Origin of the sequence: Rhizobium sp. P44RR-XXIV, assembly GCF_001999485.2 — a bacterium.
GTDB lineage: Bacteria > Pseudomonadota > Alphaproteobacteria > Rhizobiales > Rhizobiaceae > Rhizobium.
In genome coordinates, this window is sequence record NZ_MPVZ02000028.1 from 499,950 (window position 1) to 523,604 (window position 23,655).

Below are 23,655 nucleotides of genomic sequence, written 5' to 3' on the forward strand. Positions count from 1 at the left end.
TTGAGGATTATTCGACATGAGCGCCGACGAACATTTGCTTATTCTTGTCCTTGCCCTGCTGCTGGATCGCATCGTCGGTGATCCCGATTGGCTGTGGCAGCGCCTCCCGCATCCCGTGGTGCTGTTCGGCAAGGCGATTTCTTCCTTCGATCGACGGTTCAACGCAAAGGACCTGTCCGGCGTGCTTCGCCGCCGCAACGGTATCATGTCGATCGTTGCCTTGCTGATGGGAGCTGCTATTGCCGGCTGGGCGGTACACGGATTGCTCGCCTTCTTCGGCTGGCTCGGCATACTGGTCGAAGCGGCGCTTGTCGCGGTGTTCCTGGCGCAGAAGAGCCTGGCCGATCACGTCGGCGAGGTGTCGCAGGCATTGCGGACCAATGGCCTGGAAGGCGGTCGCCTTGCCGTGTCGCGCATCGTCGGCCGCGATCCCGAAACCCTGGATGAACCCGGCGTCTGCCGCGCGGCGATCGAAAGCCTTGCCGAAAACTTTTCCGATGGCGTCGTGGCGCCGGCGCTCTGGTACGGCATTTTCGGCCTTCCGGGCCTGTTTTTCTACAAGATGCTCAATACGGCTGATTCGATGATCGGCCATAAATCCGAAACCTATATCGACTTCGGGCGCGCTGCCGCCCGGCTGGACGATATCGCAAACTGGCCGGCCGCGCGGCTGTCGATCCTGCTGATCGCCGTCGGTGCGCTCGCCAAGCGTGGGATTTCGGCGCTTGGAAATGCCATCCGCGTCGCGGTGAGGGATGGCGGGCTGCATCGGTCCCCGAATTCCGGCAGGCCGGAAGCGGCGATGGCGGGCGCCCTGGACATCCAGCTCGCAGGGCCGCGGATCTATGGCGGCGAACTCGTGCGCGAACCGATGATCAATGGCGCCGGTCGCGACACCGCCACCGTCAGCGATATAGAGGCGGGGATTTCGATCTTCTATTCGGCATGCTCGATGCTGACGTTTCTCGCCTTTTTGGGCTTCCTGCTGCTGCTATGAGCGGCTGCCACCATTAACAGATTTATCACTATATGTATTAATGTGGTATAATTCACATTGTGATAAGGTATCCCATCGTCTGAATTGCTTCAAGAAGAAGCAAACGGTCGGAGGGGATAAGATGAAGTATGTAATGATGGCTGCCGTTGCATGTCTGTCTACACTATTGCACGCTGGATCGGCTAGTGCAGGAACGGTTCTTGCGACTGTCGATCTTCGTTCGCAAACAATGACAGTCTCGGAAGACGGCGTTTTCAAGTATCGTTGGAAAGTGTCGACGGCGCGCAGAGGTTATGTGACGCCGGTCGGCGCTTACACAGCCAAATGGCTTTCGAAGGATCATCGTTCGAAGAAATACGACGATGCGCCCATGCCCTATGCGGTGTTCTTCAATGGCGGCTACGCAGTCCACGGCACTTACGAGGTCAGGCAGCTGGGCAGGCCTGCATCACATGGCTGTGTACGGCTTGAGACACGCAATGCCGCGACCTTTTTCTCGATGGCATCGGATGTGGGGCTTCACAATACGCGCATTGTCATAAGCGAGTAACGGGCTAGATCGGGCAAGTTTCGCAGCAAATGCCGGCATGCCACAATGCCGCCGCAGCTTGCACGCATGTCGGCTGCGATCTCCTTAATTGTGGTGTGAGCGCGGTTTTGCTGTTTGCGCAACAGTCACCTGCCAAATTGCCGGGGTTTCTGGTGGAAACCATTGGCTTTTGGAATGGATTTCCCTATGAGGGGGATTGAATTATTATTTCAAGAGGTATGGGCAGTGACTGCTACATTTGACAAAGTTGCCGACATCATCGCTGAGACCAGCGAAATCGACCGGGCTACGATCACTCCGGAAAGCCACACGATCGACGATCTCGGCATCGACAGCCTCGACTTCCTGGACATCGTGTTCGCCATCGACAAGGAATTCGGCATCAAGATCCCGCTCGAGCAGTGGACGCAGGAAGTCAACGAAGGCAAGGTTTCGACCGAAGAGTACTTCGTGCTGAAGAATCTCTGCGCCAAGATCGATGAATTGCGCGCCGCCAAGGGCTGAGCAACATCCTTGCATTTTTTTGCCGCCCAGCCGCCCCTGAATATGGCGGCCGGGCGGTTTCATTCTTAAATAGCGTATCCCGCCCGTAGCATTGTGCGCCGTCGGGTCGGAGCGGAGGCGTTGATGCTGCTGGAATATTTCCAGATGATCGACAAGGTCGAGTCGGTCGATCTGTCCAAGGGTCTGTTGAAGGCGCATTCCGTCGTTCCGGCGAAAAGCCCGGTTTTCGAAGGCCATTTTCCCGGCATGCCACTGGTTCCCGGTGTTCTCCTCATCGAAACCATGGCGCAGGCCTCGGGCATGCTGGTGCTTGCCGCCACGAAGTTTACCTATATGCCGTTCCTGATGTCGGTCGATGGCGCCAAGATGCGGACATTCGTCGAGCCGGAGGCGGAGCTGGATATCGAAGCCGAGCTGGAGCACGATGGTTCCGGTTTCGCGGTGACCAAGGCGCGTATCACCATTGCCGGAAAGAAGATCTGCGATGCGCAGTTGAAGCTGCGCACCATGCCGTTTAATGAGGTGCCGCTCGCCGATATCGTGCGCAAGCGGGCGAGTGAGGTCGGGCTTCTCGACGCCATCGCCGCCAACGGTTGACGCTACCGGCTTGCGGGTGCCGCATTCGAAGAGGATTGATGAATGAGCAAGGCTCAGAATGATGTGGTGATCACGGGTGTCGGCATTGTCACCTGTCAGGGTGTCGGCAAGGATGCGCATGTCGCACTGCTGACCGCGGACAAGGCGCCACCGACCATCGTCGAGACCGAAAAGTTCAAGCCATATCCGGTCCACCCGCTGCCTGAGATCGACTGGTCGCGGCAAATCCCCAAGCGTGGCGACCAGCGCCAGATGGAAAACTGGCAGCGCATCGGCGTCTTCACCGCCGGCCTGGCGCTCGATGATGCCGGCTTCAAGGATGATCTGGAAGCCTGCGGCAGCATGGACATGATTGTCGCGGCCGGCGGCGGTGAGCGTGATACGAATGTCGACACGTTGATCGTCAACGAAGGCCTGAAGCGCAACGATCGCGAATTGCTGCTGAACGAGAAGCTGACGACCGAGCTGCGGCCGACGCTGTTTCTGGCGCAGCTTTCGAACCTTTTGGCCGGCAATATCTCGATCGTCCACAAGGTCACGGGTTCGTCACGCACTTTCATGGGTGAGGAAGCCTCCGGCGTTTCCGCCATCGAGACGGCCTTCCACCGCATCAAGTCGGGTGAATCGACCCATGCGCTGGTCGGCGGCGCGTTTTCGGCCGAACGTCTGGACATGATCCTCTTGATCGAGTCGATCAATGCGCACGCCATCGGCGACTGGCATCCGCTCTGGTCGCGCAAGCCGGAAGACGGCGGCGGCATGATCATGGGCTCGCTGAGCGCTTTCATCGTGCTTGAATCGCGCGCCCATGCGGAAGGCCGCGGAGCACGGATCTATGCGACCATCGATTCGGTCGAAGGTGATCGCGGCCGGCGCGACGATGGTAAATTCGAGGCGCGGCTGGAGCGCATGCTTGCACCCGCCAAGCAGGTTCCGGATGCAACGACTGTCGTCTTTTCCGGCACGACGGCGATCCACGATCTTGCAGAGCGTGAAAAGGCTGTCCTGGAAGCCCAGCTTCCGGCCTCGGCTATTCGTGCCTATTCCGGCATTTCCGGCCACGGGCTTGAAAGCCAGTTTCCGCTCGGGATCGCTTTTGCGGCGCTTGCCCTGGCCAATGGGGCCAAGGTGCCCCCCTTCGATGCCTCCTATGAAAAGCCGATGGCCGCAGGCGCGCGTAATGCCGTCGTAACGACTGTCGGCCATGTGCGCGGCGAAGGCATCGCCGTACTTTCCGCTGAAGCGTAGTAGGGAACTGGATCATGACCGCATCCGCCTATAAGGATCACCTTGGACGTCCGATCGTTGCCGTCACCGGCATGGGTATCATCACCTCGCTCGGCCAGGGCTTGCAGGACAATTGGAACGCGCTTTCATCCGGCACCTCCGGCATCCACAATATCACGCGCTTTCCAACCGATGGGCTTTCGACGCGTATCGCCGGCACGGTGGATTTCATCGATATTCCCTCGCCGAATGCCGTCGAACGCTCTTTTGCTTTCGCACGCGAGACAACCATAGAGGCCTTGGCTCAGGCCGGCATCTCGGGTGATTTCGATGCGCCGCTGTTTCTCGCTGCACCGCCCATCGAGCCGGAGTGGAATGCCCGTTTCGAGCTTGCCGATCGTTCGCCGCCGGCTGATCATGAGGGCGATGCCTATGAGCGTTTCCTGGCCGCCATGCGCCAGCGTCCGGACCCGGTTTTCCATGAGGCGGCGCTGTTCGGGGCCATTTCGGAGCGGCTTGCCGATCGTTTCGGCACGCGCGGCCTGCCTGTGACTTTGTCGACCGCCTGTGCATCGGGCGTGACAGCCATCCAGCTCGGCATCGAAGCCATCCGCCAGGGCCGTACGGCGCGGGCGCTGGTCGTGGCGACCGATGGTTCGCTCAGCGCCGAGGCGCTGATCCGCTTCTCGCTGCTGTCGGCTCTCTCGACCCAGAACGACCCGCCGACCAAGGCTTCCAAGCCATTCAGCAAGGATCGCGACGGTTTCGTCATCGCCGAAGGTGCGGCGACGCTGGTGCTGGAATCGCTTGAAGCGGCGATTGCACGCGGCGCCAAGATCCTCGGCATCATGAAGGGCGCCGGCGACAAGGCTGATTCCTTTCATCGCACCCGTTCTTCGCCCGATGGCGGCCCGGCGATCGCCACCATTCGTGCAGCGCTGGCGGATGCCGGTATGGATGAAAGCGATATCGGCTACATCAACGCTCACGGCACGTCGACGCCTGAGAATGACAAGATGGAATATGGCGCCATGTCCGCCGTCTTCGGCGAGCGGCTTCCGACCATCCCGGTCTCGTCGAACAAGTCGATGATCGGCCATACGCTGACGGCGGCAGGCGCGGTCGAGGCTGTGTTCTCGCTGCAGACGATGCTGACCGGTACGCTGCCGCCGACGATCAACTACAACAACCCCGATCCGTCGATCGTTCTTGACGTGGTGCCGAACAAGAAGCGTGAAAAGCAGGTGAATGCCGTTCTTTCGAACTCCTTCGGGTTCGGCGGTCAGAACGCCAGCCTTGTCATGGCGCTTGAACCGGCTTAATCGGACGTTCGAAGAATAAATAATAATGCGCCCGAGAGGCGAAGGACTTTGCCATGCGTGCTTTGCAACTGATCGACGACCGCAAACTTGAGATCACCGATCTGCCGGAGCCTGAAGCGCCTGGCGCGGGTGAGGTGACGCTGCGCGTCAAGGCCGTCGCGCTCAACCATATCGATGTCTGGGGCTGGCGCGGCATGGCCTTTGCCAAGCGCAAGATGCCGCTGGTTATCGGCGCGGAGGCCTCTGGCGTAGTCGAAGCGATCGGACCAGGTGTTGCCAACGTCCTGCCTGGGCAGCTCGTGTCGATCTATGGCGCGCAGACCTGCGGCCTTTGCCGCCATTGCCGCGAGGGTCGCGACAATCTCTGTGAACATGTCAGCGGTGTGCATGGCTTCCATCTCGATGGCTTTGCGCAGGAGAAGGTCAATCTGCCGGCTCGCTTGCTCGTTCCGGCGCCTCCCGGCGTCGATGCGATCGGCGCAGCGCTTGCGCCTGTCACCTTCGGTACCGTCGAGCACATGCTGTTCGACAATGCCAAGCTTGAGCCCGGCGAAACGATCCTCGTTCATGCCGGCGGCTCGGGCATCGGCACGGCGGCCATCCAGCTCGCCAAGAAAATCGGCTGCACGGTCATCACCACGGTCGGCTCGGACGACAAGATCGAGAAGGCCAAGGCTCTCGGCGCCGATCACGTCATCAATTATCGCACCGACCGCTTTGAAGGCGTTGTGCGTAAGCTGACGAAGAAAAAGGGCGTCGATGTCGTCTTCGAACATGTCGGCAAGGATACCTGGGCCGGTTCGATGCTCTGCATGAAGCGCGGCGGCCGTCTGGTCACCTGCGGTTCGACATCGGGCGTCTCGACCGAAATGAACCTGATGATGCTGTTCCAGCAGCAGCTGAAGCTGTTCGGTTCCTTCGGCTGCCGCATGGAGAACATGGCGAATGCCATGCAGAAGATGGCACGTGGCCTCGTTCATCCTGTGATCGACACGGAAGTGAGCTTCGGCGATATCGACCGGGCACTGGAGCGTATGGAATCGCGCCAGATCTTCGGCAAGATCATCCTGAAGATGGATTGAGCCGCGTGAAGCTCTTCATCACCCGGATCGTTCTTGGGCTTAGGAATTTCCGGCAGTGGCTGGTGGCGCAGGTCATCTTCGGCTTTCTCAACTTTCTGAAATTGTTTCCCGCTGATGGCGGCATCAATTTTGCCGATTGGCTGACCCGCAGGATCGGTCCGCGCATGCGACGGCACCAGCTGATGCTGACCAATCTGCGCAACGCCTTTCCCGAGAAGAGCGAGGACGAGATCGAGGAGATCGCGCTTGCAAGCTGGGGAAATATGGGGCGGCTGGCGGCGGAGTACGTCTTTCTCGACCGGCTCTTCGACTTCGATCCCCATAGCGACAAGCCTGGTCGCGTCGAGGTTTCGGGCATTCCGATCTTTCTCGATCTGAGAGACAACCCGCGGCCTTTCATCGTCTTTACCGGCCATACCGGCAATTTCGAGCTGCTGCCTGTGGCGGGCGCGGCCTTCGGTCTGACGGTGACGGTGCTCTTTCGCCCGCCGAACAATCCCTATGTTGCCAAAAAGGTTTTCGATTTCCGCGCAAAGCGCATGGGCAATCTCGTGCCGTCGCATGCGGGGTCGTCTTTCGCGCTGGCCAGAGAGCTCGAGGCAGGTCGTGGCGTCGGCGTACTGGTCGACCAGAAGTTCCGCAAAGGATTGAAAACCCTGTTCTTCGGTCGGGAGGTCAAGACCAATCCGCTCCTGCCGAAGCTCGTGCGCCAGTTCAACTGCGAGGTCTATCCGGCTCGTTGCATCCGCTTGCCCGGCAATCGCTACAGGCTTGAGATCGAACCGAAGCTGGAAATGCCCCGCAACGAGCTGGGCGGTCTGGATTTGACCGCGACCGCCCAAATGTTGAACGACAAGGTCGAAAGCTGGGTCAGAGAGCATCCCGAGCAGTGGCTCTGGTATCATGATCGCTGGAATATCAAGAAGACCGTTTTCTAGGTCTTGCTACCAATCGGCGATTTGAGGGTAGGAAAACCTCCTTCGATCCGGTCTCCATGCAGTCATTGTTCCCGGTAAGCCTTTCATTTCAGAAAGTTCTCCTTTCCAGGGAACTTCCACTCAACCGGATTGAAACAGGTTATAAGTCATGTTAATTCACATGATAGAAAGTCTGGTGAGAATGCGGACACCAGACTGATTATCCTTGGGCATGGTAACGCCGGGAATCGAGGCCTCGGTGTTTGACTATGGTCAGGGACAGGAGGGCAATTTGCTGGCACTCTTTCATGCCTTCTCCATGAAATGTAATCAGATTCAGCGTGCGATAAAACTTGGTGACGACGAGCTTGTAGCTTCACTCGACAGCGAATTAGAGCCACTTATCGCGGCTATTTTGGCTTATAAGGCCATGAGTCTGCTTGAAATTTACATGCAGCTACAATTCCTGAACAATCTCATCCGGGAAGAATCGGATGACCGTTCGCGCGTCATGCGCAATTCGGCATCGCTGTCGGTGCTGATCGATCGCTATTTCGGCGGCGCGAGCGAGTCGGCGACCGATGTTCTGGTGGCATTTTCGGCCAATAGAGAAGACCGTGACGATCTTTTCGGCTTCGACGAGGGCAGCGTCTTGAACGACGTCATCCTCAACAGCCTGCCGGATCGGGTCGCCGTTGTTACGCGCGATTATCGTTACCTCTACAGCAATGCGGCGAATTCGGAGTTTCTGAAATCGAAGCCGATAGAGTTGGTTGGACGACATATATCGGAGTTTGTGGGTTCCGAACAATTCGAAGACAGTGTGAAGAAGAAGCTTGATGCCTGCTTTGCCGGCGAAAAGGTCGAATGCCTCTATCCGTCCTATCGTCAGGTTGAGCCGGGCAAGGTCTTCCATTGCAGCATGACGCCGCTACGCGCCAAGGCAGAAATCATCGGCGCGTTGCTAGTCGTGCATGAGGTTAGCGTCGTTCCAGCCAATATGCTGGTGGCCTGAACTCGCGTTCAGGCCCCAAACAGCACTTTTTCGATCGAATCCGCCGTTGAGTGCGGATTTGATTGCTCCTTCTCGATTTGGTCTCGATCAGGCTCCGCAACGGCAGCTTGCGGAACACGCTCCATTGCCGAGCCGTCGTCGCTGCATTCGATGCAATAGCAGCGAAACCTGATCACTTTCGGCGTTTTCATGCCGTTGGCCCGTTCCAGCTCACGAAGGGATCCGGCAGATTGCGCCAGCGTTCGGGTGTAAAACGATCCGCCTTGACGAGGCAGGCGTCTAGTTCCGCGACGATCTGCTGCTCGTTCATTGGATCGGCACCGATAAATACCAATTCCTGACGTCGATCACCCCAGATCGAATCGAGATACGGCGCAAGCGCGCGCTTGAATGAGGGATCACGCGGCCATTGGTCCTGCGGCACGGCAGCCCACCACAGGCCCATCTTGCCCGTGCGAACAAGCGCGCCCGCCTGGCTCATTTCGCCGACATGATAAGGACGCGTGGCGAGCCAGAAGAAACCCTTGGCGCGAACGACACCCGGCCATGGGCAATTGAGAAAGGCTTGAAATTTCGTAGGATCGAACGGTTTCTTCGCGCGATAGACGAAGGAGCGTATGCCATATTCCTCGGTTTCGGGAACGTGATCCTTGAAGCCGTGCAATTCCTTGTACCAGAGCGGATGCGTTTCGGCGCGATCGATATCGAAACGGCCCGTGCCGAGAAGCTCGACCGGCTCCACCGCACCGAAATCGGCTTCGAGCAGACGTGCATCTGGATTGAGGCCGACAATGATCTTGCGAGCGGCATCTCGCTGTTCGGCGGTGGCGGAGCCGACCTTGTTGAGGATGACGACATCGGCGAATTCGATCTGCTCGACCAGAAGGTCGACGATGGTCCTGTTGTCGCCATCGCCGGCGGTTTCGCCGCGGTCGGCGAGGAAATCGGTCGAGCCATAGTCCGCCAGAAGGTTGGCGGCGTCGACCACGGTGACCATGGTGTCGAGCCGGGCAATATCGGAGAGGCTGTTTCCATCCTCGTCGCGGAACTCGAAGGTTGTGGCGACGGGCAGGGGCTCGGCGATCCCAGTCGATTCGATCAGCAGATAATCGAAACGATCCTGCTCGGCGAGTTGGCGCACCTCTTTCAGCAGATCGTCACGCAGCGTGCAACAGATGCAGCCATTGGTCATCTCGACGAGCTGTTCTTCGGTGCGCGAGAGATTGGCGCCGCCATCGCGCACCAGGGCGGCGTCAATATTCACCTCGCTCATGTCGTTGACAATGACGGCAACGCGCAGGCCCTGGCGATTGTTGAGGATGTGATTGAGGAGCGTCGTCTTGCCGGCGCCGAGGAAACCGGAGAGGACGGTGACCGGGAGCTTCTTGTTCATGGCAACCTCTTTGTAATGTAATATCATTACATTTATTGTTTTGAAAAAAGCGAGCATCTGGCTCGCTTCTTCCGGCGATCGTCAGCCCTGCGCAGAGAGGCAGGACTTCAGGGAGTTTGCGATGCCGCGCATCAGATCGAAATAGAGATCCGGCCCTTGCGGCAGTGTCGCGGCTTCGGGATCGAGAACGCCAGATTTCGCGGATGTGCCTTCCAGCACGACATTGACGAGCTTCGGCTCGAATTGCGGCTCGGCGAAAACGCAGGTGGCGCCGAGATCGGCAACCTTGTTGTGAATTTCCGACACGCGCTGCGCGCCGGGAATGCTTTCCGGACTTACCGTGATGGAGCCCGAAACACGCACGCCGTAGCGATGCTCGAAATACTGATAGGCGTCGTGGAAGACGATAAAGGGCTTGTCCTTCACCGGCGCGACCGTCGAGGCGATTTCCGTGTCCAGCGCATCCAGCCTGTCGTTCAGCGTCTTCTGGTTCGCTTCATAGGTCAGCGCATTTGCAGGATCGGCGGCGACAAGCGATGTGGTGATCTCGGTCACCATCGCCTTGGCATTGCGCGGATCGAGCCAGAGATGGGTGTCGAATTCACCATGATCGTGGTCGTGATCACCATGGGCGTGCGCGTGCTTTTCACCACCGGCCGGCTCGTCGCCGTCGTCATGCGGCTCGAAGGCGCCGCCTTCGCGGAACTTGAGCTTGGTGATGCCGGGCGCCTGATCGAGTTCAACGACGTCGGCATTGGAGCCAAGAGAGGCGAGTGGCTTCTGCAGAAAGGCTTCCATGCCCGGACCGACCCAAAAGATCACCTGCGCCTGCTGGAGGCTGCGGGCATTGGAAGGCTTTAGCGCATAGGTATGCGGCGAGGCAGCACCGTCGACAATCAGATCCGGTGTGCCAACGCCTTGCATGATGGCGGCGACAAGCGAGTGGATCGGCTTGATGGAGACGACAACCTTTGGCGCATCTGCTGCGGTCGCGGCGGTGCAGGCAAGCAGGCCGGAAAACAGTGCGGAGACAGCCAGAGGGAGAAAAGCTTTTGCTGCGTTCATGCGAGAAATGCCCTTGAATGGGTCTGTTATGTTATTACATCAATTGCGTTATGCTATAACGTGTGCGATAGCAGGGCGCAATAGCGCAGTTGGAAATTTCATGCTCTCTTCCATCGATAGCAAGAGCCGGCCCCTGGTGTCGCTCCATGATGTCGGCGTCCGCCGCGCTGGCCGCTGGCTGGTGCGCGGCGTCGATTTTTCCGTGAGCCGCGGCGAAATCGTCACGCTCATCGGACCGAACGGCTCCGGCAAATCCACGAGTGCCAAGGCGGCGATCGGCGTGCTGAAGCCGGACGAAGGCCGGGTTGATCGGATCGCCGGCTTGAAGGTCGGTTATGTCCCGCAGAAGCTTGCCATCGACTGGACTTTGCCGCTCAGCGTGCAGCGCCTGATGACGTTGACGGGACCATTGCCCGACAGCGAGTTGCGCGCGGCACTGGAAGCAGTGGGCATTGCGCATCTGGCCAAGGCCGAGGTGCAGCATCTATCCGGCGGTGAATTCCAGCGGGCTCTCCTGGCACGCGCCATCGCCCGCAAACCCGATCTGCTCGTCCTCGACGAACCCGTGCAAGGGGTCGATTTCAATGGTGAGATCGCGCTGTACGATCTTATCAAGTCAATCCGCAATTCTGAGGGGTGCGGCATCCTGCTGATTTCGCATGACCTGCATGTCGTCATGGCCGAGACAGACACCGTCGTCTGCCTCAATGGCCATGTTTGCTGCCGCGGCACGCCGCAGGCGGTCAGCCAGAGTCCGGAATATGTCAAGCTGTTCGGCACAAGGGCAGCGCAATCCCTAGCAATCTACAGCCACCATCACGACCATACGCATTTGCCCGATGGCCGCGTGCAGCACGCCGATGGCTCGATCACCGATCATTGCCATGCTGGCGACGGCCATCATCACGATGATCACGGTGATCATCATCATGATCATACCGGGGGAGAACGCCATGTTTGACGATTTCTTCCTGCGTGCCATTCTCGCCGGCGTCGGGCTGGCTTTGACCACCGGACCGCTCGGCTGCTTCATCATCTGGCGGCGCATGGCCTATTTCGGCGATACGATCTCGCATTCGGCGCTGCTCGGCGTGGCGCTGTCGCTGCTTTTCCAGCTCAATCTCACGCTCTCGGTCTTTGCGGTCGCAGCGCTCGTTTCGATCCTGCTGCTGTTCTTGCAGCGGCGGCAGGCATTGTCGGCGGATGCGCTGCTCGGCATCCTCTCGCATGCGACCCTGGCGATCGGCCTCGTTATCGTTGCCTTCATGAGCTGGGTTAGGATCGATCTTATCGCTTTCCTGTTCGGCGACATCCTCGCTGTCAGCCAGTCCGATATTCTGGTGATCTGGGGCGGCGGCATCTTCGTGCTGGCGGCAATCGCCTGGCTGTGGCGGCCGCTGCTGGCTTCGACCGTCAATCCGGAGTTGGCCGAGGCCGAGGGATTGCGGCCCGAGCGCGCAAAGCTGATCTTCATGTTGTTGATGGCCGTCGTGATTGCGATCGCCATGAAGATCGTCGGCATCCTGCTCATCACGGCGCTGCTCATCATCCCGGCTGCCACCGCGCGCCGCTTCGCTTCGACGCCGGAAATCATGGCGATCTTCGCTTCGTTGCTTGGCGCCATTGCCGTTGTCGGCGGCCTCTTCGGATCACTGCGCTACGACACGCCGTCCGGTCCGTCGATCGTGGTTGCGGCGCTCATCCTGTTTATCTTCAGTCTACTGCCCCTGGTTCGCAGGGGCGTTGCGCCGGCGGCACAACAGAGAGGACAGTCATCATGACCACTCCGATGCTTACCAAGAACCAGTCGCTCGTCTTCGATGTTCTGACCAAGGCGGAAGCGCCGCTCAGCGCCTATACCATTCTCGACAAGCTGCGCGATCAGGGGTTTCGCGCGCCGCTGCAGGTCTATCGCGCGCTGGACAAGCTGCTGGAATACGGCGTTGTGCACCGTCTTGAGAGCATCAACTCCTTCGTCGCCTGCGCCCATCCGCATGAGGATTGCCATAGCCACGGCCTCGTCGCCTTCGCCATCTGCGAGAGCTGCGGCCAGGTAATGGAATTCCACGACCATGAGGTGGATCATCGCCTGATGGACTGGCTGAAGTCGCAGAAATTCAAGGCGGAGAAGTCAACCATCGAAATTCGCGGTCATTGCGCGAAGTGCGCGGCCTGAACTTGCGGCGGCGGCCGGTTCGTCAGCTCTTTATAAGATTTTTCTAATCCAATCTCTTAAGGTCGCGAGCAAAGCGCTGCCAGTTGGCGACGTAGTTGCGGGCGGAACGGCGCAGGCCCTCGATCGCCGCCTCGTCCAGCGTGCGGATCGCTCTCGCCGGCGCGCGACGATCAGAGATCCGTCTGGAAATTCCTTGCCTTCGGTGACAAGCGCATTGGCGCCGACGAGGCAATTATTGCCGATCTTCGCGCCGTTCAGGATCGTCGCGCCCATACCAACAAGCGAATTGTTGCCGATGGTGCAGCCATGGATGATGGCGTGGTGGCCGATGGTGCAGCCTTCGCCGATGATCGTCGGGAAGGCAGGGTCGGTGTGCACCATCGTGCCTTCCTGGATATTCGTCTCCCCGCCGACGACGATCGGCTCATTGTCGCCGCGCAGCACTGCGCCGAACCAGATGCCGACATCTTCGCCGATCTCGACCTTGCCGATCACGCTTGCATCCGGTGCGATCCAGTATAGGCCCGGACCGGGTGTTGTCGGCGCATGGCCTGCAAGAGCGTAGAGTGGCATGGTCGATCCTCCTCGATCAGACGACGTTCAGTACCAGCGTCGCGACGCCATCGACGGCGCAGCTGATCTTGTCGCCGCGCGCAACGGGGCCGACGCCGGCGGGCGTTCCGGTCATGATGACATCGCCCGGCGCCAGCGTGAAGAGTTTGGACAGTTCGGCGATGATTTCCGGCACCTTCCAGATCATCTGGGAGAGATCGCCTCTCTGGGCCGTTTCGCCATTGCGCATCAGCCAGATGCCGCCCTTGTCGGGATGGCCGACGCGGGTGGCCGGTACCAGCGCCGAAACGGGTGCGGAATGTTCGAAAGCCTTGCCGATCTCCCACGGGCGGCCGAGCTTCTTGGCTTCGCCCTGCAGGTCGCGGCGGGTGAAATCGATGCCGACGCCGTAGCCATAGACGCAGTCGAGCGCCTGCTCGACCGGGATACCCGCGCGCCGCTGCGCAGCGCGACCACAAGCTCCACCTCGTGATGCACGTCCGACGACAGCGAGGGGTAGGGGAAGTCGCCCGATGTATCGAGATTGTCCGGGTTCTTCTGGAAGAAGAAGGGCGGTTCGCGGCTGGGGTCATGCCCCATTTCGATGGCGTGGTCGGCATAGTTGCGGCCGACGCAATAGACGCGGCGGACCGGAAAGAGGCTGGCTTCACCCTCGATCGGCAGCAGGACAGGGGCAGGTACTGGAATGACTGTGGTGAGCGGGGCGTTCATGGCGGCTTTTCGAAACTCTCAATCTATCTCGGAAAGGCGTACTGCCTCCCGACTCCATTAGCGAACCTAGCATCATTGTCGCTGCCGGGAAAACTGGCGTTTCGAAAGCTTTTGGTGTAGAGCGCGGGGCAGAAAGGTATCCCATGTATAGCGACGCGCTGAAAAACGGCCGCAAGATCTTTGCGGTAGCCCCGATGATCGATTGGACTGATCGCCATTGCAGATATTTGCATCGGCAGATCAGTCGCCATGCGCTGCTCTATACGGAAATGGTGGTGGCCGATGCGATCATTCACGGCCCGCGCGACAGGCTGCTGGGGCATGATGTGAGCGAACATCCAGTCGCGCTGCAGCTCGGTGGCTCCGACCCGGCGAAGCTTTCCGAGGCATTGCGGATCGCCGAAGCCTATCATTATGATGAGATCAACCTCAATGTCGGCTGCCCGTCGGACCGCGTACAATCGGGCACCTTCGGCGCTTGCCTGATGCTGACGCCGGAGACGGTGGCATCCTGCATTGCGGCCATGAAGGCGATATCGAAAGCGCCGGTCACGGTGAAATGCCGTATCGGCGTCGACGAGCAGGAGCCGGAAGAGGCATTGCCGCAATTGATCACACGCGTGCTCGATGCCGGCGCGGCCGCGATCTGGATTCATGCGCGCAAGGCTTGGCTGAAGGGCCTGTCGCCGAAGGAAAACCGCGAAATCCCGCCGCTCGACTATGAGATCGTCTACCGCATGAAGCAGCGTTGGCCTGATGTGTTCATCGGCATCAATGGCGGCATTCAGACGCTGGACCAGGCCGAGGGCCATCTTGCCCATGTCGACGGTGTCATGCTCGGCCGCGCTGCCTATCAGAATGCTGCGATCCTTGCCGACGTCGACCACCGCTTCTATGGCGACCCCGCCACCGTGGCCGATTGGAACGACTTGCGCGACCGGATGATGGCTTATGCCGAGCGTCACATCGCCAATGGCGGCCGCCTGCACCATGTCGCCCGCCATATGGTCGGCCTGTTCACCGGCCTGGCTGGTGCGCGCCGCTATCGGCAGATCCTGTCCACCGACGCCAACAAGCCGGGGGCAGGGCCGGAGGTGATCGCGGCTGCATTTGCTGCGGTGGATTTTGCCGGCGAGGGCGAACGCGTAAGCGCGTGAGGGGAGTGATCCCAAGCCGCCCTCGTGGTTCGAGACGGCCTTTTAGGCCTCCTCACCATGAGGACTGATCGATCTCGACCGGGTTTGACCAGAAAGTGACCTTTAACAGCGGGGCAAGGTTGACTCCAACCTCACCCTGAGGTGCGGAGGCTGGAAGCCGGAGCCTCGAAGGGCGAGGGTGGCCCCGAAGCTGCAGGCCTGGTTTCGGTGAACGAAAGACGGCGCGGTTTGCACCGCGCCGTCGAAAACCTTGATAAGGCAATCACCAGAGGCTTAGTTAGCCTGGATGTTGACAGCCTTCGGGCCCTTGCCCATACGATCCGGCTCGGTGTCGAAGGTGACCTGCTGGCCTTCGCGCAGCGACTGGATGCCAGAAGCCTGAAGAGCGGAGATGTGGACGAAAACGTCCTTCGCGCCGCCGTCAGGAGTGATGAAACCAAAACCCTTGTCCTGGTTGAAGAATTTTACGGTGCCCTTGGTGGCCATGGGGGATAGTCCTTTACCCATCAGTCTTAGTTTATCCGGTAACCCGGACGGCTTTGCTCCCGCGACATGCGAAAGCCAGTCGAGAAGTCACGTACGGGGAAAGAACGTCTGCGCGGGTCAGAAACCCAACCGCTGCCTGCCGCAAGCGGATCACCAAATCAGTCCAGTCACCGGCATGTAAATGCCCGAGCATGCACATGGTTGACAGGATTTTGTGAAAAAGGCAAGGGGCAATATTAGGGTAGGGTGGGGAGATGGGTGGGAAACGGGTGGGGAATTCAAGGAGTTGGAAAAATCTTGGTTAAAAGCCGGCCTTCATCCGGTCGGAAAATCCATTATTGCTAATGTTTGCAATGGGCTTCCAGCCTATCGCTAAAGTAGCGCGGCGGATCGCAAAAATACGAAGTTGTCACGTGGTCGTAACCCAGACCATTATCCTTCGGTGACACGATTTGTAACGGTGGGAGCAGCTGGGACGACATGGCGCAATCGAATGACGAATACATGATGGGTGTCGCATTGGCGGAGGCCAGGCTCGCTCTGGATGCGGGCATATTTCCTGTTGGTGCGGTCTTGGTCGCTGGAGGGGAAATTCTCGGACGCGCTCACAAAACCATGGTCTCGAACCATTTGAACCACGCGGAAATGAACCTGTTTCATCAAGTATTTAAGGGGAATTATGCATTCTCGCGAAATGATGGGCTAACGCTCTATACGACGCTTGATCCGTGCATCATGTGTTTCGGCACCATGTTGCATTTCCCGATAACGCGGCTAGTTTTCGCTATGGAGGATGCCTATGGCGGATGTGCCCATATGAGGCTCGAAAACGCGCCTCCGCGGCACCATTCGAGAGCGGTGGAAGTCATCGGCGGCGTTCGCCGGTTGGATGCCTGCAAGCTCTTTGCGGATTTTCTCAACACGACCACCGAGGAGTTTTGGCAGACCGGTGGAGCGTCCCATTTTCAGGCCGCCGTGCGAGCCGAGATTAAGGCAAACACTTTGAGCGGCTGACAGCAACCAGTGCGTTCAAGATTGTCAGTGTGCCTTAGGCATCTGCCAACGTAAACACCGCGCAAGGCTCCAGAATTCCCCGCAATTCATGCTCTCCCAGCGGAATCAGCGCCATACTCGCTTCCGCGGCAACTGCGCCCGAGATGAGCACATTGCGGCCGAGCGGCTTGCACAGGCCTTCTAGCCGGCTGACGAGATTGACGGTGGGGCCGATGGCGGTGAAGTCCAGGCGGTCGGCGGCGCCGATATTTCCCCAGAGCATGTCGCCGAAATGCAGGGCGGCGCCGAAGGGGAGCGGCGGCAGGCCCTGTGCCTGTCTGGTAGCGTCGAGATGGGCCATGCCGGCGCGAATGGCGGTCGCAGCGCGAAGGGCGGCATCGCAGGCGTCTGCCGGCGTGCCGGTGACGGGGAAGATCGCCAGCACGCCATCGCCCATGAATTTCAGCACTTCGCCGCCGAAAGCGTGCACGGCGCCGGCGACGCGGTCGAACCAGGCGTCGAGGGCAGCGATCATTACGGCCGGCTCCGTCGCCTCGGAAAGGGCGGTGAAATCCCTGAGATCGGCGCAGAGCAGGGCGGCGCGGATGGTTTCGCCCGTGCCGCGATGCAGCGCGCCGGCCTGTACGCGGGCGGCACTCCTCCGTCCCAGATAGGCCTCGAGCAAGGCCGAGAGCGTCGCGCCGGCGGCGAGGTTTGCAAGGGGAGCAGCCGCAAAGCGTGCGACCTGGCGCAGACCGTCCGTCACCGAGGGATCGAAAACTCCCGTCCCCGCCCAGCCGAGCATGGGACTGTCGGGCGCAAGGCCAATCGCCTCCTCCCAGGTGGGGCCAAGCTCGGCCAGCCAATCACGCCCGGCCTGGCCAAGCGAAGCGCCGGCAAAGCCGAGGGCCTCGATGACGATGCCTGTCTCGGCCCGCCACAGCCAGGTGCGTTCCGTGATGATCGGATGCGGCACGGCCAGTGTCAGCGCGCCACCGGCAAGCGGCAGCCCGGCCGCCAGCAATTGGCGACCGAGGTCGGCCAGAAAGCGTTCGGGGCTGGGCGAGGCGCCGGCTTCGTCGATCAGCCAGGCAAAGGGGGCGGGCAAATCCATGTCGCGATCATGCCATGGCGGCTGCGGGCTGTCATCTGGTGCGTCTAAACCGGGATCGCTTTGCGAGGGCGCAATATGCGGGCTGGAATGGTTCGCAGATCAGACATCAACCCTCATCGGCCAGTCCGATGGTTTCCGCGCCCTATTTCGCCGGCTGCCCGCGCTGTCCGTCTTCCCCGTGCCAGTGGTCCGGGCCGGGGTCGCGTCCGGCCGCGACTTCGGCGAGGCGATCGATGTAATGCGCCCAACCCCTGGCGTGGCCTTCACATTGCTCAACCGAGGGCAGGCCGGTATGGGTGAGGCGCAGCAGCGTTCCGTTCGGCGGCTCCTCGAGCAGATCGATCTCGACCAGGCTGGATCCGGGCGGAACCACTTCGCTGCCATCCCAGCCGAAACTATAGGCAAGGCGATGAACGGGTACGACTTCGCGAAACGAGCCACGCGCGAAGCGGGCACCGGTGACGTTGACGAGATAGAGGCCGCCGGGCTTCGGCTCGACCTGCGCTTCCGTACCCATCCAGCGGAGAATCTTTTCCGGGTCGGTCAGCAGTGCGAATACGGCAGCGGGCGGCGCCGAGACATGGGTCTCACGGCGGACGACGAAAGGCTCTGACATCGGTCTCTCCCCTGGTTGCTGTGACTTGCCCAAAGAGAGGCGATGCGGCAGCGCGCCTGTCATCCTCTCGTTGGTACCTCCTCAGATAACGGCATGTAGAAGCGAAAGTAGCGTCCGCAAGGCATGAACGGATACTTCGGCCTCTTGTCACCTCCCATGAGACGGCAACGGAGCCAGGGGCTTCCGCTGGAGCTGGCTTATCGTCCTGGCCGTCCGGTCTTGCCCTTCGTGCGTCCCTTGCGTTGCTTCTCGTCCACCGGATCTTCATAGGAACCAACGCCGGGTTTCGCACGGATGACCGGCTTGTCCGGCACCTTGCCGATGACCGGCTTTTCGGTGCGGCCAACGGTCATCTCGTCGAGCGTGTTCTTTCGGAAGAGTGGAGTGACGGCATCACTGCCTGGCCCCATTTCATCAAGGCTCGGCTTGGCGAAATAGCTGCTCGAGGCTGAGCCTTCATCCTGAGATGCGCCGTTTGAGGCGCTGGCTTTCGAAGGCTTGGGGCGGCCACTCTTGCCACCCTCGATGCTCTTCGCCTCTTCTCGCGCCATCGGATCGTCCATGACGGCCAGTTCCGCGGCCTTGAGGCGCTTGATCTCGTCGCGCAGACGCGCGGCCTTTTCGAAGTCCAGGTCTGCCGCGGCATCGCGCATGGCTTTTTCCAGCGCGTTGAGATGGGCCTGCAGATTGTTGCCGACGAGATGGCCACCATCCGCAAAGCCCTTGCCCGAGACGCCGCCGATATCGGCGCGCACATGATCCCGCTCGTAGACGCTGTCGAGAATGTCGGAAATCTTCGCCTTCACCGATTCCGGCGTAATGCCGTGTTCAAGATTGTAGGCCATCTGCTTCTCGCGGCGGCGGCTAGTCTCGTCCATCGCCCGCTGCATCGAGCCGGTGATGGTGTCGGCATAGAGGATGACCTTACCGTCGACGTTACGAGCGGCACGACCGATGGTTTGGACGAGCGAGGTTTCCGAACGCAGAAAGCCTTCCTTGTCGGCATCGAGAATGGCGACGAAGGCGCATTCGGGAATATCGAGACCTTCGCGCAGCAGGTTGATGCCGACGAGCACGTCGAAGGCGCCGAGGCGCAGGTCGCGGATGATCTCGATGCGCTCCAGCGTGTCGATGTCGGAGTGCATATAGCGCACGCGCACGCCCTGTTCGTGCAGATATTCCGTCAGGTCTTCGGCCATGCGCTTGGTCAGCACGGTGCAGAGGGTGCGGTAGCCCTTGGCGGCGGTCTCGCGGATCTCGCCGAGCACGTCGTCGACCTGGCTGCGGGCCGAGCGGACCTCGACCGGCGGGTCGATCAGGCCCGTCGGGCGGATGACCTGTTCGGCGAAGACGCCGCCGGATTGTTCCATTTCCCAGCTGCCCGGCGTTGCCGAAACCGCGATCGTGTCCGGGCGCATGGCGTCCCATTCCTCAAAGCGCAGCGGCCGGTTGTCCATGCAGGACGGCAGGCGGAAGCCGTATTCGGCCAGCGTCGCCTTGCGCCGAAAGTCGCCCCGGTACATGCCGCCAATCTGGCTGACCGAGACGTGGCTTTCGTCGATGAAAAGCAACGCATTGTCGGGAATATATTCAAACAGCGTCGGTGGCGGCTCGCCAGGATTGCGGCCGGTGAGGTAACGCGAATAGTTCTCGATGCCGGCGCAGGAGCCGGTAGCCTCAAGCATTTCGACGTCGTAGCGCGTGCGTTGCTCAAGCCGTTGTGCCTCAAGCAGGCGTCCGGCCTTCTCCAGCTCTGCGAGCCGGATTCGCAGCTCTTCCTTGATCGCCTTGATGGCGCCATTCAGCGTCGGGCGCGGCGTGACATAGTGCGAGTTGGCGTAGATCTTCACCGATTTCAGGTCGCCGGTCTTCTGGCCGGTGAGCGGATCGAATTCGGTGATGGCGTCGATCTCGTCGCCGAACATGGAGATGCGCCAGGCGGCATCTTCCAGGTGGGCCGGGAAGATTTCGATCGTGTCGCCACGGACGCGGAAGGAGCCACGGATGAAATCCATGTCGCGGCGCTTGTATTGCTGCGCCACGAGGTCGGCGAGGAGTTGGCGCTGGTCCAGCCGGTCGCCGACATTCATCTGGAAAGTCATCGCCGTGTAGGTTTCGACCGAGCCGATACCGTAGATGCAGGAGACCGAGGCGACGATGATGCAGTCGTCACGTTCCAGCAGCGAGCGCGTCGCCGAATGGCGCATGCGGTCGATCTGCTCGTTGATCGAGCTTTCCTTCTCGATGAAGGTGTCCGAGCGCGGCACATAGGCTTCTGGCTGGTAGTAGTCGTAATAGGAGACGAAATACTCGACCGCGTTATCCGGGAAGAAGTTCTTGAACTCGGAATAGAGCTGGGCTGCCAAGGTCTTGTTCGGGGCGAGGATGACGGCGGGGCGTTGTGTCGCCTCGATCACCTTCGCCATGGTGAAGGTCTTGCCGGAGCCGGTGACGCCGTGCAGCACCTGGCTGCGGTCGCCATTGTCCAGGCCTTCGACGAGATCGCGGATGGCGGTCGGCTGGTCGCCGGCTGGCTCATAGTCCGAGGCCATGCGAATCTGGATGCCGCCTTCGGATTTTGCCGGGCGGGCAGGGCGGTGCGGCGTCCAGAGCTTACCGTCCTTGAAGAGCGGGTTGCCGCTTTCGATCAGTGCCGACAGCGCCTCGACCGTCGCCGTCACGGCCGTGCCGGCATTGGCGGCGTTTTCCAGCGATGTGTCCATGCCGGACACCGGGTTTAGGCCGGCGGCGGCGCGCGTCTTCGGGTCGGTCGATCCGCCCATCGAGGTGCCGCGCCCGGATTTGGAGGCGGCGATTTCCACTTTCTTGCGGTGCTTGCCGGCCTTCGAGGCAATCTCGCGCTGCGTCTCGATGCCAGACATTTCGGCATCGGCCTCGAGCTGCTTTACCCAATCAGCAACGCCGCCGCTCAGCGGCGCGCCTTCAAACGGAGCCTGTGGCGCCTCTTCGAAACCGGACGAGGCGGGGGATTTTTTCGGTGCTTTAGCCATGGGGCGAATATGGCGAGAGAATGCGCGGATGTGAAGAGGCAAAGGGTACAAAAGGGAAACAAACTAAAGGAATTTTCCATTATTCGAAGATGTCAAATGTGTTACAACTCAAGGGCGGCTGGTGCGTTATCGCTGACCCCAAAGTCCGCGCAGCGCAATCCTCACTGGCGCCAAAGGAGGAACCAAACCGCAACGTCGACATGCCCGGCCAGTGCCGGGTTCCCCCAGCTTCGACGGCATCCGGAATTACCCGCCTCGCCGCCGCCATCCGGTCGGAGGATCATGATGACCGCATTGGATAGCTTACGTTCCTTGTCCCCCCAGCAACGAAACACCGTCATCGCGGCCTATCTGGGCTGGACGCTGGATGCTTTCGATTTCTTCATATTGGTTTTCGTTCTCAAGCATATAGCCGAGGAGTTTCATACGGATGTTCCGGCGGTTGCCGTCGCCATCTTCCTCACGCTGGCCATGCGGCCGCTCGGTGCATTGATCTTCGGCCTTGCAGCGGATCGCTACGGCAGGCGCACCACGCTCATGGTGGATGTGCTGCTCTACTCGGTGTTCGAATTCCTGACAGGGTTTTCGACCGGATTGACGATGTTCCTCGTCCTGCGTGCTCTCTTCGGCATCGCCATGGGCGGCGAATGGGGGGTCGGCGCATCGCTGGTCATGGAGACCATACCGGAGGACTCGCGTGGTCTCGTTTCGGGCATCCTGCAGGCGGGCTATCCCTCCGGCTACTTGATTGCCTCAATTGTCTTCTTCCTGCTGTTCCCGGTCATTGGCTGGCGCGGCATGTTCATCGTCGGTGCGGTGCCGGCGCTTCTGGTGCTCTACATCAGACGGAATGTCCAGGAATCGCCGGCCTTCGTGGAGCGGCAGTCGAAACCGCAGCGAGCCTTCCTCACCGTGTTGCGAGAGAATATTCCTCTCTTCATATGGGCGGTGCTTCTCATGACTGCGTTCAATTTCTTCAGTCACGGAACGCAGGATCTCTATCCGACTTTCCTGGAAACCCAGAAGCAATATGATTCCTATACGGTTGGCGCCATCGCCATCGTCTACAATATCGGTGCGATCGTCGGCGGTTTGACTTTTGGCGTGTTGTCGCAGCGTTGGGGCAGGCGGCGAACCATCGTCATCGCCGCGCTTCTGGCCATTCCTGTCGCACCGCTCTGGGTTTACGGACAGGGACCGGTGATGCTGGCGATCGGCGCTTTCCTGATGCAGCTCTTCGTTCAGGGCGCATGGGGTATCGTGCCAGTGCATCTCAACGAATTGTCGCCGGACGAGGTGCGCGGCACATTCCCCGGCTTTGCTTACCAGCTCGGCAATCTCCTGGCTTCGGGCAATGCCTCGATCCAGGCCGGGTTGGCAAAGCAATGGAACGGCGATTACGCCACTGCGCTGCTGATCGTCGCCTGCATCGTTGCCGTCGTCGTGGCTCTATTCGCCGGCTTCGGTTTCGAGAAGAAGGGGGTCCGTTTCGGCAGCAAGAGTGCCGGCGAGGCGGATGCTGCCGCGCGAAGCTGAGCCCGTTCGGCATCCAATTTAAGCGGGGCCGGCGTTTTGCCGGCCTCGGCTCTACTTGCCGCAGATCTCGGAAATCTTAGCCTGCGCAAAACCGCGGGCGAGGTCCTGCAATCCCCCAACGGAAGATATCAGCTCGCCGATCGGGCCGTTGATGCCGAGACGCAGATCGGTGATGTGGCAGGCGCCGACATCGACCGTCATGGACGCGTCGAGCTGACCCTTGAGCGTTGTCTTCAGCAGACCATGCGACTTGCATTCCATTTCGGCATGCGCGTTGATCTGCACGTTGCCAGTCGGGCCATCGCAGACATCGAGCGACTTGACCTCGAATTTTTCCTTGTGATCGATACCCGGAAGCTTCTTGCAGGGATCGGCTTCATTCACCGATTTCTCGATCTGCGGACCGAATTTGCTCTGCAGCAGCGACCAGCAGGTACCCGGCGCAGCTACGGCCGGCGTCGCGGTCATCGGCAGTGGGCATAGTGGCAAGACGATAGCTCCGGCCAGCAATACCGTGCGAATGGACGGTAGAAGCGAGGCGGAATGTAAGGCATGTCTCAGTTTCACGGCGATCTAACCTCTCGACAGAAGAAGAAGCAAAGCAGGTCCCGGC

23 protein-coding genes and 2 pseudogenes are annotated in these 23,655 nt (G+C 60.2%); 15 read left to right on the forward strand and 10 right to left on the reverse strand.

Translation table 11 applies throughout. From position 1 onward, the window contains the following. Positions 1–16 precede the first annotated feature (16 nt). From cbiB to BSK43_RS19555, 9 genes are all read left to right on the forward strand, one after another. Positions 17–997, forward strand: coding sequence for an adenosylcobinamide-phosphate synthase CbiB (gene cbiB / locus BSK43_RS19515; protein WP_077468843.1), 981 nt, complete (start codon positions 17–19; stop codon positions 995–997). Positions 998–1,118: 121 nt separating this feature from the next. After that, positions 1,119–1,547: a L,D-transpeptidase gene (locus BSK43_RS19520; protein ID WP_077468841.1), complete on the forward strand. Its 429-nt coding sequence runs from the start codon at positions 1,119–1,121 to the stop codon at positions 1,545–1,547. Between the two features lie 225 nt (positions 1,548–1,772). After that, the gene (locus BSK43_RS19525) at positions 1,773–2,051 is read left to right on the forward strand and encodes an acyl carrier protein (protein ID WP_034477251.1); all 279 of its coding nucleotides are present in this window, start codon (positions 1,773–1,775) and stop codon (positions 2,049–2,051) included. A gap of 123 nt (positions 2,052–2,174) precedes the next feature. Next, positions 2,175–2,648: a 3-hydroxyacyl-ACP dehydratase FabZ family protein gene (locus tag BSK43_RS19530; protein ID WP_077468840.1), complete on the forward strand. Its 474-nt coding sequence runs from the start codon at positions 2,175–2,177 to the stop codon at positions 2,646–2,648. 42 nt (positions 2,649–2,690) lie between these two features. Continuing rightward, positions 2,691–3,896, forward strand: coding sequence for a beta-ketoacyl-ACP synthase (locus BSK43_RS19535; protein ID WP_077468839.1), 1,206 nt, complete (start codon positions 2,691–2,693; stop codon positions 3,894–3,896). A gap of 14 nt (positions 3,897–3,910) precedes the next feature. Beyond that, positions 3,911–5,197 carry a beta-ketoacyl-ACP synthase gene (locus BSK43_RS19540; protein WP_077468837.1) on the forward strand — a complete coding sequence of 429 codons (1,287 nt, stop codon included), beginning with the start codon at positions 3,911–3,913 and terminating at the stop codon, positions 5,195–5,197. A 53-nt stretch (positions 5,198–5,250) separates the two neighbouring features. Beyond that, on the forward strand, positions 5,251–6,279 hold the full coding sequence (locus BSK43_RS19545; protein ID WP_077468835.1) for a zinc-binding dehydrogenase: 1,029 nt from the start codon (positions 5,251–5,253) through the stop codon (positions 6,277–6,279). Between the two features lie 5 nt (positions 6,280–6,284). Further along, positions 6,285–7,217, forward strand: coding sequence for a lipid A biosynthesis lauroyl acyltransferase (locus BSK43_RS19550; RefSeq protein WP_077469366.1), 933 nt, complete (start codon positions 6,285–6,287; stop codon positions 7,215–7,217). Positions 7,218–7,488: 271 nt separating this feature from the next. Then, a complete protein-coding gene (locus tag BSK43_RS19555) occupies positions 7,489–8,211 on the forward strand; it encodes a PAS domain-containing protein (protein ID WP_077469365.1) in 723 nt (240 codons plus the stop codon). Positions 8,212–8,219: 8 nt separating this feature from the next. Here BSK43_RS19555 and BSK43_RS19560 read toward each other — a convergent pair whose 3' ends face one another. The 3 genes from BSK43_RS19560 to znuA form a co-directional block, all read right to left on the reverse strand. After that, on the reverse strand, positions 8,220–8,402 hold the full coding sequence (locus BSK43_RS19560; protein ID WP_077468833.1) for a hypothetical protein: 183 nt from the start codon (positions 8,400–8,402) through the stop codon (positions 8,220–8,222). Then, positions 8,399–9,604, reverse strand: a complete 1,206-nt coding sequence (locus BSK43_RS19565; RefSeq protein ID WP_077468831.1) for a GTP-binding protein — start codon at positions 9,602–9,604, stop codon at positions 8,399–8,401. Before BSK43_RS19565 ends, BSK43_RS19560 begins: the two co-directional genes overlap by 4 nt. 81 nt (positions 9,605–9,685) lie before the next feature. Continuing rightward, positions 9,686–10,669, reverse strand: a complete 984-nt coding sequence (gene znuA, locus BSK43_RS19570) for a zinc ABC transporter substrate-binding protein ZnuA (RefSeq protein ID WP_077468829.1) — start codon at positions 10,667–10,669, stop codon at positions 9,686–9,688. 100 nt (positions 10,670–10,769) lie between these two features. Between znuA and BSK43_RS19575 the strand changes: the two genes are divergently transcribed. Genes BSK43_RS19575 through BSK43_RS19585 form a run of 3 tightly spaced genes read left to right on the forward strand, consistent with a single transcriptional unit; the run spans position 10,770 to position 12,845 of the window. Beyond that, complete coding sequence (locus BSK43_RS19575; protein ID WP_077468827.1) at positions 10,770–11,630, forward strand: metal ABC transporter ATP-binding protein; 861 nt, start codon at positions 10,770–10,772, stop codon at positions 11,628–11,630. Then, entirely contained in the window at positions 11,623–12,450 is an 828-nt protein-coding gene (gene znuB, locus BSK43_RS19580; RefSeq protein WP_077468826.1) for a zinc ABC transporter permease subunit ZnuB, read from the forward strand. Before BSK43_RS19575 ends, znuB begins: the two co-directional genes overlap by 8 nt. Continuing rightward, complete coding sequence (locus BSK43_RS19585) at positions 12,447–12,845, forward strand: Fur family transcriptional regulator (protein ID WP_077468825.1); 399 nt, start codon at positions 12,447–12,449, stop codon at positions 12,843–12,845. The genes znuB and BSK43_RS19585 overlap by 4 nt, the downstream gene beginning before the upstream one ends. 43 nt (positions 12,846–12,888) lie before the next feature. On the opposite strand, the pseudogene BSK43_RS19590 reads toward BSK43_RS19585, so the two are convergent. Next, positions 12,889–13,418: pseudogene (locus BSK43_RS19590) on the reverse strand (gamma carbonic anhydrase family protein). Between the two features lie 16 nt (positions 13,419–13,434). Further along, positions 13,435–14,129: pseudogene (locus tag BSK43_RS19595) on the reverse strand (fumarylacetoacetate hydrolase family protein). A gap of 143 nt (positions 14,130–14,272) precedes the next feature. On the opposite strand from BSK43_RS19595, the gene dusA reads away from it, so the two are divergent. Then, positions 14,273–15,286, forward strand: a complete 1,014-nt coding sequence (dusA, locus tag BSK43_RS19600) for a tRNA dihydrouridine(20/20a) synthase DusA (RefSeq protein ID WP_077468823.1) — start codon at positions 14,273–14,275, stop codon at positions 15,284–15,286. Between the two features lie 273 nt (positions 15,287–15,559). Here dusA and BSK43_RS19605 read toward each other — a convergent pair whose 3' ends face one another. Continuing rightward, on the reverse strand, positions 15,560–15,772 hold the full coding sequence (locus BSK43_RS19605) for a cold-shock protein (RefSeq protein ID WP_004109325.1): 213 nt from the start codon (positions 15,770–15,772) through the stop codon (positions 15,560–15,562). 480 nt (positions 15,773–16,252) lie between these two features. On the opposite strand from BSK43_RS19605, the gene BSK43_RS19610 reads away from it, so the two are divergent. Continuing rightward, a complete protein-coding gene (locus tag BSK43_RS19610; protein WP_077468822.1) occupies positions 16,253–16,786 on the forward strand; it encodes a nucleoside deaminase in 534 nt (177 codons plus the stop codon). Between the two features lie 34 nt (positions 16,787–16,820). Here the strand turns inward: BSK43_RS19610 and BSK43_RS19615 are convergent, their stop codons facing one another. From BSK43_RS19615 to uvrB, 3 genes are all read right to left on the reverse strand, one after another. Continuing rightward, on the reverse strand, positions 16,821–17,879 hold the full coding sequence (locus BSK43_RS19615) for an adenylate/guanylate cyclase domain-containing protein (RefSeq protein ID WP_136687121.1): 1,059 nt from the start codon (positions 17,877–17,879) through the stop codon (positions 16,821–16,823). A 142-nt stretch (positions 17,880–18,021) separates the two neighbouring features. Then, a complete protein-coding gene (locus tag BSK43_RS19620; protein ID WP_077468820.1) occupies positions 18,022–18,495 on the reverse strand; it encodes an SRPBCC family protein in 474 nt (157 codons plus the stop codon). Between the two features lie 197 nt (positions 18,496–18,692). Continuing rightward, entirely contained in the window at positions 18,693–21,506 is a 2,814-nt protein-coding gene (gene uvrB / locus BSK43_RS19625; protein WP_136687122.1) for an excinuclease ABC subunit UvrB, read from the reverse strand. A gap of 285 nt (positions 21,507–21,791) precedes the next feature. Here uvrB and BSK43_RS19630 point away from each other — a divergent pair, with 285 nt between their 5' ends. Beyond that, complete coding sequence (locus tag BSK43_RS19630; RefSeq protein WP_077468819.1) at positions 21,792–23,042, forward strand: MFS transporter; 1,251 nt, start codon at positions 21,792–21,794, stop codon at positions 23,040–23,042. 51 nt (positions 23,043–23,093) lie between these two features. Here BSK43_RS19630 and BSK43_RS19635 read toward each other — a convergent pair whose 3' ends face one another. Then, positions 23,094–23,609, reverse strand: coding sequence for a hypothetical protein (locus BSK43_RS19635; protein ID WP_136687124.1), 516 nt, complete (start codon positions 23,607–23,609; stop codon positions 23,094–23,096). Between the last annotated feature and the right edge of the window lie 46 nt (positions 23,610–23,655).